This is a genomic window from Wenyingzhuangia heitensis, from assembly GCF_011762155.1.
In the GTDB taxonomy this organism is placed as follows: Bacteria; Bacteroidota; Bacteroidia; order Flavobacteriales; family Flavobacteriaceae; genus Wenyingzhuangia; species Wenyingzhuangia heitensis.
The window spans coordinates 1-10,918 of record NZ_JAASQL010000010.1; the positions used below are offsets into that span (position 1 = coordinate 1).

Consider the following 10,918-nt stretch of genomic DNA (forward strand, 5'->3'; position numbering starts at 1 on the left):
AAAAAAGAAACAAAACCAAACAAAAAGCTTCGGCTAGTGCGTTCCCGAAAATCTATCGATTTTCAAACCCGCACTAACCATAGCAAAATACGTTAGCATACATAGTTGAAAAAAATTCTATGATAAAGTTTGGGAATCAGTTTGGGTAAATTCTAAAAAACTACATTTCTAAACTTTGAAATATTTTTAATTATACTTCAGCAAATTTTCATCGCCTGTTGGTTCAGTAGTTTTTCCCTAAAATTAATTTATCGATAGTTTTATAGAAAATAATCATTGCTTCTTTCGGCTATTTAAGTAGCTGTGTTGAATTTTTTTAAATTTTGTTTCAAATAATAAAAGAGCTTTAAAATCATTAAAAATCAAAATGTAGATACGTGGAGTTTTGAGAAATTTAAGTCTAGAAAAATTTAGTCTTTTAAATGCAAGTTTTAATCCTTGAAGAAAAAAAAGTAGCAACGCTGAGTTTTGAAAATTTAAGAAAACTAAAGAAATTTCTAATTTAAAAGAAAATTAAAATTCTAATGAATTTAGTAGCAACGCTAATATTTTAATTCCTAGAAAAATTCCAGTAAATAAAATACGATATGCTAACACCGCATAAAAACAATTTGTGCTTGGTTTCTTTACCAATGTTCTGTACTTTTAAACAAAAGTTAAATCAGTACGCTCGAAAAGGCCTTGCCTATTTTCTCACAAACTGATTTTTATACAAATACGTTATGCACAATACGACTCAAAACCCAAACGAAAATCATAAGAGATGAATCCTAATTTGATTGAGTACATTCGCAGATATATTTCAATTTCGGAAACAGAAATAAATGCATTCCAATCGTACCTAATACCAAAAAAAATAAAGAAAAAGGAATTTTTACTTAAACAAGGTGAATTTTGCAAATCAAGATATTTCATTACCAAAGGCTGTATTCGCTTATTCTACATAGACAATAAAGGAAATGAACAAATTGTACATTTTGGAATTGACAATTGGTGGATAACTGATTATGAAAGCTTTATAAACAGAACCCCTTCCAAACTATATATTCAAGCAATAGAGAATACAGAATTATTAGAACTACCTCAAGAAACCTTTGAAGAATTGTGTAAAGAAATACCACAAACTGAAAAACTATTCAGAATAATAATGGAAAAAACATACATTGCTATTCAAAAAAGAATAGAATTTATGTACAGTCTAAAAGGAGACGAACTATTTAAAATTTTTGTTTCTAAAAACCCAGAATTTACCCAACGAGTACCTCAATATATGATTGCTTCCTATTTAGGAATGTCGCCTGAATTTGTAAGTAAAATAAAAAATAATATCCTTTCTTAATCTTGATTAAGTTTCTTTATTCTTCAAAATTATATTTTTGCATAAAAACTTATAAAAATGAATAAAACACTTATAATCTGTTTAGTATGTTTAACAATCATTAGTTGTGATAAACAAAAAAAAGATACTGAAACTGATTTAAAACTAGAAACTTTAATTCAAAATGAAATGATAAAAAAAACAATTAACGAAAATATTCCAACAATTGGAATTTTAATATTTGAAGGTGTAATTATTAACGAGGTCGTAGCTCCTTTAGATGTTTTTTCCAACCCAAATATTGAGGGAAAACAATTTTTTAATGTAATAACCATTGCAACCGAAAACAAAACTTACAATAGTGCTCACGGGTTAAAAATTACACCAGACTATATTATTGACAATATACCTGACTTAAAAGTTTTGGTTGTGCCAAGTTCATATAATCCAGAGAACCAAACTTCAGATAAAATATTAATTAATTTTATAAAGAAACAAAATAAAACAACAGACTATATTGCTAGTCATTGTGCGGGTGCTTGGTTAATTGGAGAAGCAGGTATAGCAAAAAATAAAGAGATAGTTACATATGTCACAGGTGGAGAATACTTAAAAAAGGATTATCCAAGCCTAAATGTAGTAGATGACAATAAAATTACTGTAATTCAAGACGGAAAATTTATTTCTTCGAATGGTAGTTTAGTAAGTTATACAGCTTCATTTGATTTACTTGAAAAACTAACAAATAAGGAACACAGGAAATTTGTCGAAAGCTCAATACTATTTGACCGAATAAAGTAAAGTGCATAACAACATATATAAAAAATAGCGGTTCAGGTGTAAGCCTGAATCGTTTTTGCGTTTAATTAAGTATATTGCTTTCCGAAAGGTTCATGCTTATTAATCCGCTACTTTTCATATACAAACCGTTAGGCACAACTCAAGAAATAAGCAAATAATTTAAAAAAATGCCAAATTTAGAAGGATTAGGTTTACAGAATTTTAGGACTTTCGAAAAGAAAGAATATTTGGAGTTTGCACCAATTACATTAATCACTGGTACAAATAATGCTGGAAAAAGCTCTATTTTCAAAGCTATACAACTCTTGGTTCATAATTTTAAAGATGGAATACTTTCAGAAAACTTGGATTTTAAAGCTATGCAACATGAACTTGGGAATCTTGAACGTATAGTCAATAGAGTCACAATGTCTACTTTCAAGAATTCAGAAATTCCCAAAAGTCAACATATGTATTCCAGACTTGCTGATTTTCATAAAAATAATGAAAATGTCTCCTCTGAACTACCTATTTTTAAAGAGGATGAAGATATAGTATTTACATTCCCTATTAAATTAGGAGGAAGTAGAGAAATAAGTGCAACTTTAGAAATTAGATACGACCTAAAACAATTTAAACCCAAGAAGGAGGGTAACCAAGAAGTCTTAGTTTCTCATGACATTAAAAATATTGCGATTATAAAAGATGGAGAATATCTTCATTGGTCAAATATAATAGGCTATATGGAACCTTATGATGAGCCTCCTCATTGGGAAATGCATACAAGTATTAATTTAAAAAAAATTATTCAACTTATTACAGAAACAACTTTTGTAGAGGAAAATGAAGGATTTGAACCTAATGAAAAAACTGAAGAATATTTTACTCTTGATTTATATAGTAGAATTGAAAAATATAATCAAGCCTTTCTTGATTTACATTTTTTAAAATATAAAAAAGATGGATATGAAAACTTTACAAAAAAACTTGTCAATGGAAAAAGTTTATTCTCTGATTATATAGAATTAACAGAAAACGAAAGGACAAAACTATTAGAAATAGAACGAAACATTATTGTTAAGTTAATTAAAGGAAAAAATAATATTCAAAATAAAGTTTTAGATTGTTTTAAAGATAACTTTTCAAGTCCATTAGATGGCATAGAAAGAGATATTGTAAAAGCCGAACTAAAAAAAGAGCAACTTGAAGAAGACCAAAAAAATGACGATGAACAGAATATAAAAGCTTTCTTTAAAGCTTCAACATTTCAAACTACACCTAATAGTATTATATTCACAAATCTATTGGGAGCGATAGGGAAAGATTTTTCAGATACTGTTCATAAAAAAATAAATAGTTTAAAAAAAGTTTATTTTCTGCCAACTACAAGAGGTAGAAACAGAGAATGGTTTATTGACGAACAGAATAGTGAAGACATTCAAACTGTAAGAGATTTTTCTGCTATATATTTAGAAAATCACCCACAAATCAAAAGTTTTGTGAACTTTTGGATTGGAAAAGGTGAGATTAAAGAATTAGATAAAAACGGAATAAAGAAACAAAAAGGCTTCAAAATAGGAAAAGAACTTTCTGTATTTAGAGATGAATCAATAGGTTTAACTAAAATATTTTTAGTTAATTTCGATGATACAAAAACGCCTTTAGTTGATTTAGGATATGGGGTATCTCAGTTACTTCCAATCATTATGAAGATAGCTATTATTGCTCAAAAGCATCAAAATATACATGAGTATTCTTGGAATGGTCAAGAAGGCTTTTATGAAAAACAAACAATCTATTTTAACCCTTCTTCTTTATTAATAGAAGAACCTGAAGCCAACCTACACCCATCTTTACAATCAAAAATGACTGAGTTATTTATTGATGCTGCTTCTAGGTTCAATATTCAGTTTCTTATAGAAACTCATAGTGAATATCTAATTTATAAATTTCAAGAATATATAGGTCGAAAAATAGTTTCATCAAATGATGTTAAGATGTATTACTTCAATCATCCAAATGATGTCAGAGAAGGATTGAAAAATAAGTACATTAATCAAGTACAAATTGGTAAAGATGGAAGTATTGATTATGACAAGTATTTTGGAAAAGGTTTCTTTGATGAACAGACTAATTTGAAATTAAGTTTGTTAAATATCCAAAGAAATAGTTTTATTGAAAATTATGAAAAAATAAAAGACGAACTAAAAAAGTCTGGTGAAACGCTTGACAGCTATGACTCAAAAATAGAAGAGCTCAATCAAGAACTAGCTACTACAACTTCGGGGAAAAATGAATTAGAAGAGCAACTTAATGGAATTAAGAAAGAGAAACAAGATAAAGAATTAGAACTTCAGGAACTCATAAAAGAACAAGAAAACACAATTGATGAATATACATCTAAAAACGATTACTCAAAGTATTTAACTGAAATTGAAACGCTTGTAGATAAAAGCAAAATTAATAATTCAAAAACACTTCAATATTTATCAACAGGAAAATTTCTACTAGAGAATTTAGACAATGATGCTGATTTTGCACCTGTTATTATACAATATGGTCGAGCTGTTGAATTTGAGATGATAAAATGGGTTAGTGATTTTAAAAACACTCTCGATACAGGCTCTATAACTAACTGGTGTGATACTACAAATTATACAAATAAAATTAGACAAGTATTTACTGATTTAGGTTTAACTCTTGATGCTCATAATTGTAATTATCAAGTTAGCTCAGATAAAAAAGTAAACCTATTTGAACTGAAAAACTATATCCAAAATAATCCTAATTGGGTATTTGGTAAACTAACTCAAATCTTTGAATTATTTCACTACATTTCTCCAACAAAAAACCCTACTTACAATTATAGCTCTGTTCCTTTAATGGAAGAATTTTCAAAATACCTAAAGAATACTTGGAAAGATTATAATACAGCAGAAGGATTATTTATTACTTGTCGAAACATATTGGATTTGAGAAACTGTGCTGGTCATACTTATAACAACAGTACTTGTACCAATGATATTATTGACAAGAGTACAGCAGAGGGTTATGTTGCTAAAGTTGAAGCTATTTTTAAGTGTTTATAGTATATTTTATGAGAAACACTCCAATAAAGTAAGCAGTGCCTAACAATGTATATAAAAAATAGGGCTTTTGTACTAACTCCAAGTCCTGTGTTTATTTACAAAGTCCGCTAAATATAAAATTTAGCATTTAAACGAAAATTAAAAACAAAATATTTATATTTAGCTAAGTGTTAAATCTGAAAGTAAGTGCTTATCAACTGCCCTACTTCCCATATACCAAACGTTAGCCAGCATAGGTCAGAACCGAGAAAACTAAAAAAACCACTTCCCTCCTTTTTTCTCCTTTTATGAAATATTCAATCGTTGAATGATCTTAAAATTACTTTGAAAAAGTCGTTTAAGAGAATTTTTCGGTTAGCTCCGCTGTTTTTTTATTTAGTCGCTTAAGAAATTGTTGAAAGTTATTTCTTTGCCTATAGAAAAGCTCATAAATCACTCCTAATAAAATTCTTTTGTTGAGAAAACAATATCCATCAATAGTTTACAAAACGCTGAGAAATCACACTTAAAATCAACTATTTTAAAATTTAGTTTTCAATGAAAAGTTCTTTTAATAAATGAAATAATCTGTAGTCCTGGGCTGTGAAATTCTCATTAAATAATATTTTTTAATCGCTGAATATTTTTGTTCTAATTCTAAAAAAATTAATTATGAATAAAATATTTTTCAACCTTTCAAAAATACGCAGGCTAACAACGGCTATAGTTAATGCGGGCTGAGTTTTTTCTCAATGTTTTTTCTATATTTACAACATCGCCAAATCTTTTTCGATTTGGCTTTAAAAAACAAAAAGTTAAAACAAACAAAAAAGCTCTGGCTTTGTACCTGCCCGAAAATCTTCCCGATTTTCAAGCCCGCACAAACCATAGCAAAATACGTTAGCCAGCATAGGTCAGAACCGCTGAAATTGAAAGTAAACCACTTACCTATTCTACTTCAAAAAAACTTATAAAAACGAAAGATTTACAACTTCTGAAAAAAGTCGTTTAAGGAAATTTTTCGGTTAGCTTCGCTGTTTTCTTATTAAGTCGTTTAACAACTTATTGAAAGCTTATTTAACACCGATAAATAACAACATAAATCAACGCTAAGCTAAAAGCGTTGTTGAGAAAACATTCTCCATTGAAAAATACTCAAACGCTGAGAAAATAGGTTTAAAATATGCTTTGAAAGATTTTTATTAATAAGCAACTTTTTATTGTCCGATAGAGAATTCCATAAATCGGAGCTAAGCTGAAATTTATTATTGAAAAATAAATCCCTTAAGAAAATATTTAAAACAGTGAAAAATAAAAAAAGTCCAAGTTTTGAAAGATTAATTCTGAAAACGAAAACACAAGAAAGAAATCTTAAAAGCTGAAAAACTTAAGTTTACAATTCTAAAAAAATTATCACTTGCTGAAATATTTTTCAAAGGTTGAAAAATACGCAGGCTAACACCGCATAAAAACAATTTGTGTTTGGTTTCTTTTCCAATGTTCTGTACTTTTAACAAAAGTCAAATCAGTCGTTCGAAAAGGCTCTGCCTCTTTTCTCACAAACTGATTTTTATACAAATCCGTTGGCAGTAATTAATACGAATCAAACAGAAAATGACTCCAAAACAAGTCGAAAGAATTCAAAATAAAATTAAGAAAATTAAAAGAGAACTCGCTGCTGATAAAAAACATTGGGGTGGATTTTATCATGACGGTAGAGGGCTTAGATATTTACCACCTGAATTATATTTAAAATTAAACGATTATTCTGGAGCTATGAGATATTTTAATTGGTTTGACAAAAATTTTCCTGAAGATTCTGGATTTCCAATATTTTTATTCGAATGGACAATTACACTTTTTAAAAAGAATAAAATTAAACTTGCTGAGAAAAAAGCTTTAGAAACATTTTATTCTAATACTTATTTAATTGACATATTTTTAGGAAATGAATTACTACATTTTGATAAAGATGAGAGTTCAAATTGGGAATACTCAAGTTTAGTAGAAAATTTAAAATATTCGGAAAACCAAGTAGAACTCAATGACTTCTCAAAATGGTTGAAAGATTTTACAACAACTGAAACATTTTACAATTTTGCTAATAAATTCATTAAAATAGAAATCGAATTAAAAAATGAACCAGTAGGAAAGAAAAGATCAAGTCTTGTTAACGAAAAATATCAATTATTAGAAAATTTGAAATAAAAACTACAGCCAACAACGGCTAAACTTAATGTGGGTTTTTAGGCTTTCTCGATGTTTTTGGCTTATTTACTTTGTCCACTTAAACTTATTTGATTAGTTTTATTCCGACGAAGATAAAAACTAAAAATAAGTCTAAGCTAAGTGGCTCGTCCGATAAATCTCGATTTATCAACTCCCACACTAAGCTTAGCCAAATCCGTTGGCTAAAATAAAAAACAAATTATTTTTTTTGGTTTTATCAACACTAAATGTATATTTACTTATATAAATAAAAAAACAAAATGAGTCTTATTAAAAACATAGTAATTAAAAACTTTAGAGGTTTTAAAGAACTAAAAATTGAAGACATTAATCATATAAATATACTTGTTGGTAATAATAATTCTGGAAAATCTTCAGTATTAGAAGCTTTTTTTTTGATAATGGGAATGTCTAACCCTTTATTACCTGATAACATCAATAGAATAAGAGGGTTAAAATTCAAAAATGCCAATGATTTTAAGTTTTTGTTTCATCAATTAAATTTAGAAAACACCCCTAAAATTGAGTGTACATTTAATAATGAGGTAAAAAGGAGTTTAACATTAGAACCTATTATAACAAAAAACACTAGTTCAAGTAACAATATTGACGAAATAGAAGCTTCATCAGCAGCTCCAAATATTAATGGTTTAAATTTAAAATTTTCAAATAAAATTAAACACTCCCCGAATAAAAGCTATAAAAGTTCTTTAATTTTCAATCCTCCTTCAGAACTAATTCCTACTTTTAATAATAATTACCAGGAAGAATATAGTGCTGTTCTTTTATCTGGAAATATTTCAGATGATAATGCCCTACGAAGATATAGTGAAATTTTAAAGCATAAAAAAGGAAACATTGTTTTAAAGGCTATACAAAAAATAGATCCTAAAATTATAAATATTCTTCCTTTAAAAGATGGTTTATATTTTGACTATGAAGACATCAATGAATTAGTACCTGTTAATTTGTCTGGTGATGGTGTTAGAAAGTTTCTCAACATCGTAACAACTATAGCTGAAAAACAAAATAGTTTTATTTTAATTGATGAAATTGAAAATGGTTTACATTACTCTGCACATAAAGGTCTTTGGGAAAGTATAATTAATATTTCAAAAGAATTTAACACTCAACTTTTTATAACTAGTCATAATATTGAAACTTTAAAATGTGTTAAAGAACTTTTAGAAGAAACTAAATATATTGATTATCAACAAAAAATATCAATATATAAATTAGCCCAGACAAAAAAACAAGGTGCAAAGACATATAAATATACTTTTGATGGATTTAAAAGTGCAATTGATTTAAACACAGAAATTAGATAATAATGACTAGTATTAAAATATTTGTTGAAGGCATAGCAGATGAAAAATTCATTATTGACTATTTAAAAAATGAATATAATTATTCCATTGAAAAAAATGGTATTATTATAACAAATGGATGGGATTCAATAAATTCAAAAGAAGGAAGTGAAGCTATTATTAATGAAATGAATAAAAACTCTGATAATGATGGAGTTAATCTATTGATTTTTGATTCTGATAATGATTTCACACAAAGAAAAGATGACTTAACTAACTGGAAAACTGGTAAAAAGGTTAATTTTGAGTTATTTTTATGGCCTAACAATAAAGATAATGGAGATTTTGAAATTTTACTAGAAAATATAATAAACCCAATAAACAAACCAATATTAGATTGTTGGGATAATTATGAAAATTGTTTGAAACAAAAACAAATTCCAAATAGATCAGCCCCATTAACGACTCCTGCAAGAAAAACTAAAGTTTATGCTTATTTGGAGGCTTTATTAGGTGAAAGCAAAAGTCAAAAAAAGAAAATCAAAGAAATTAATAGAAACTACAATGAAGTCGAACATTGGGATTTAAATTCACAATATATGAATTCATTTAAATCATTTTTAGATACCTATTTTAAAAGATAATTTACTTTAGCCAACAACGGCTAAACTTAATGTGGGGTTTTAGGTTTTCTTGATGTTTTTGGCTTATTTACTTTGTCCGCTTAAACTTATTTGATTAGTTTTAAGTCGACAAGAAAAAACAAATAAATAAGTCTAAGCTAAGTGGCTCGTCCGATAAATCCTGATTTATCAACTCCCACACTAAGCTTAGCCAAACCGTTGTGTAAAATTTATAATAAAAAAACTATATTTACTAAAAATTACTACTCTATCATTTTCAAGCCTAATGGCAAAAAATAAAGAAAATTTATCTTTTCAAGATGTTTTTGAAGAACATCCTATTAAATCTTGTATTGGCTCCTTTACAATAGGGATAGGTCTAACTTATACTATAATGTCATTTTTATATGAAAATAGAATTGAGAACGTTAAAAATAGATACGAAGATAAAATTGAATATCTAAAAAGAAATCACGTACAAGATTTAGAAATAAATGAAATCAAATTGATTAATAAACACAGTACTAAATTTTATTTAAATATAGACCCTGATAGTAAACTAGCGAATGAAATAACTAACTTAATCAATAGTAAAAATGAGAAATAAAAACATAGTGATTTTCTTGCTTATTTTAGTATTGAGCTTATTTTCAATTATAATTTTTTTCTCATACAAAGAAAATGACTTTCTTGAAAAAGAAATCTTAGTCAATATTAAAGAAAATGATAGTCTTCAAAATAAATTATTTGAGAGTAATAAAAAACTTTTAGAGGTTTATAAGAAAAATAAGAAAGAAATTGATTCTATTAAAAATGAAAAATATTCTAATATAAATGTAATTTCTGGTGTAACCCTTAATGATAAACCTATTTCAATTGATGAAGTAATACAAATTACAAATAAATCTCTTGATGAGAATGATAAATTAAAAAAACAGAAATTAAAAGATAGTTTACTAATAGATTATTATAAAAAAGTCATCCATGAATTAGAAGAAAAAGGTGTTTTGTGGGAAAAAAACAATAGATTTTATTTTGACAACAAACAAGCGATTGATAGTATTAGAAAGGCTAAACTTAATGAAATTTCTAATTTAGAATATGAATTAAAAGCCAAAAATGCTCTCTTAAAGTTAATTGAAAACAATTATGGAATTAAAACAAATATTGAGAAGAATAAAGGTGTTTATAATGTTAAATTATTAAATAATAAAAAACTTGATTCTGCATTATGGTTATTTCCACATTATAAGCACAAAATAAAAACCAATAAAAAAGGTGAAACAATTATAAAATAAAACTTTACACAACACCTGCTCATAGTTAATGCGGGGTTTAGTTCTTTCCCAAAGTTTTGTCTATATTTACTAAGTCCGCCAAATCTTTTCGATTTGGCTTAGTAATCCAAAAAAAGAAACAAAACCAAACAAAAAGCTATGGCTTAGTTCTTGTCCGAAAATCTAGCCGATTTTCAAACCGCACTAACCATAGCAAAATACGTTACCCAGCATAGGTCAGAACCGCTAAAACTGGAAAACACCACTTCCCTACTTCATCATTTTTTATGAAATTTTTAATCGCTGAAAGATTTTA

The 10,918-nt window shown here is 27.2% G+C and carries 8 protein-coding genes; all 8 read left to right on the forward strand.

The features are described from left to right. Positions 1–763 precede the first annotated feature (763 nt). The 8 genes from FHR24_RS15240 (at position 764) to FHR24_RS15275 (ending at position 10,623) form a co-directional block, all read left to right on the forward strand. The gene (locus tag FHR24_RS15240) at positions 764–1,339 is read left to right on the forward strand and encodes a Crp/Fnr family transcriptional regulator (protein ID WP_167190996.1); all 576 of its coding nucleotides are present in this window, start codon (positions 764–766) and stop codon (positions 1,337–1,339) included. Positions 1,340–1,396: 57 nt separating this feature from the next. Further along, positions 1,397–2,119: a DJ-1/PfpI family protein gene (locus FHR24_RS15245; protein WP_167190999.1), complete on the forward strand. Its 723-nt coding sequence runs from the start codon at positions 1,397–1,399 to the stop codon at positions 2,117–2,119. 167 nt (positions 2,120–2,286) lie between these two features. Beyond that, complete coding sequence (locus FHR24_RS15250) at positions 2,287–5,187, forward strand: DUF3696 domain-containing protein (RefSeq protein WP_167191002.1); 2,901 nt, start codon at positions 2,287–2,289, stop codon at positions 5,185–5,187. Positions 5,188–6,780: 1,593 nt separating this feature from the next. Then, positions 6,781–7,374, forward strand: a complete 594-nt coding sequence (locus FHR24_RS15255; RefSeq protein WP_167191005.1) for a hypothetical protein — start codon at positions 6,781–6,783, stop codon at positions 7,372–7,374. A 281-nt stretch (positions 7,375–7,655) separates the two neighbouring features. Further along, positions 7,656–8,723 carry an AAA family ATPase gene (locus FHR24_RS15260; protein WP_167191008.1) on the forward strand — a complete coding sequence of 356 codons (1,068 nt, stop codon included), beginning with the start codon at positions 7,656–7,658 and terminating at the stop codon, positions 8,721–8,723. Between the two features lie 2 nt (positions 8,724–8,725). Continuing rightward, on the forward strand, positions 8,726–9,346 hold the full coding sequence (locus tag FHR24_RS15265) for a DUF3226 domain-containing protein (protein ID WP_167191011.1): 621 nt from the start codon (positions 8,726–8,728) through the stop codon (positions 9,344–9,346). Positions 9,347–9,611: 265 nt separating this feature from the next. Next, positions 9,612–9,932 carry a hypothetical protein gene (locus FHR24_RS15270; RefSeq protein ID WP_167191014.1) on the forward strand — a complete coding sequence of 107 codons (321 nt, stop codon included), beginning with the start codon at positions 9,612–9,614 and terminating at the stop codon, positions 9,930–9,932. Then, positions 9,922–10,623, forward strand: a complete 702-nt coding sequence (locus FHR24_RS15275) for a hypothetical protein (RefSeq protein WP_167191018.1) — start codon at positions 9,922–9,924, stop codon at positions 10,621–10,623. The genes FHR24_RS15270 and FHR24_RS15275 overlap by 11 nt, the downstream gene beginning before the upstream one ends. Positions 10,624–10,918 lie beyond the last annotated feature (295 nt).

Bases quoted from the DNA above. Each gene is read 5' to 3' on its own strand.
- FHR24_RS15240 (WP_167190996.1), top strand. From the start codon at position 764: ATGAATCCTAATTTGATTGAGTACATTCGCAGATATATTTCAATTTCG.
- FHR24_RS15245 (WP_167190999.1), top strand. From the start codon at position 1,397: ATGAATAAAACACTTATAATCTGTTTAGTATGTTTAACAATCATTAGT.
- FHR24_RS15250 (WP_167191002.1), top strand. From the start codon at position 2,287: ATGCCAAATTTAGAAGGATTAGGTTTACAGAATTTTAGGACTTTCGAA.
- FHR24_RS15255 (WP_167191005.1), top strand. From the start codon at position 6,781: ATGACTCCAAAACAAGTCGAAAGAATTCAAAATAAAATTAAGAAAATT.
- FHR24_RS15260 (WP_167191008.1), top strand. From the start codon at position 7,656: ATGAGTCTTATTAAAAACATAGTAATTAAAAACTTTAGAGGTTTTAAA.
- FHR24_RS15265 (WP_167191011.1), top strand. From the start codon at position 8,726: ATGACTAGTATTAAAATATTTGTTGAAGGCATAGCAGATGAAAAATTC.
- FHR24_RS15270 (WP_167191014.1), top strand. From the start codon at position 9,612: ATGGCAAAAAATAAAGAAAATTTATCTTTTCAAGATGTTTTTGAAGAA.
- FHR24_RS15275 (WP_167191018.1), top strand. From the start codon at position 9,922: ATGAGAAATAAAAACATAGTGATTTTCTTGCTTATTTTAGTATTGAGC.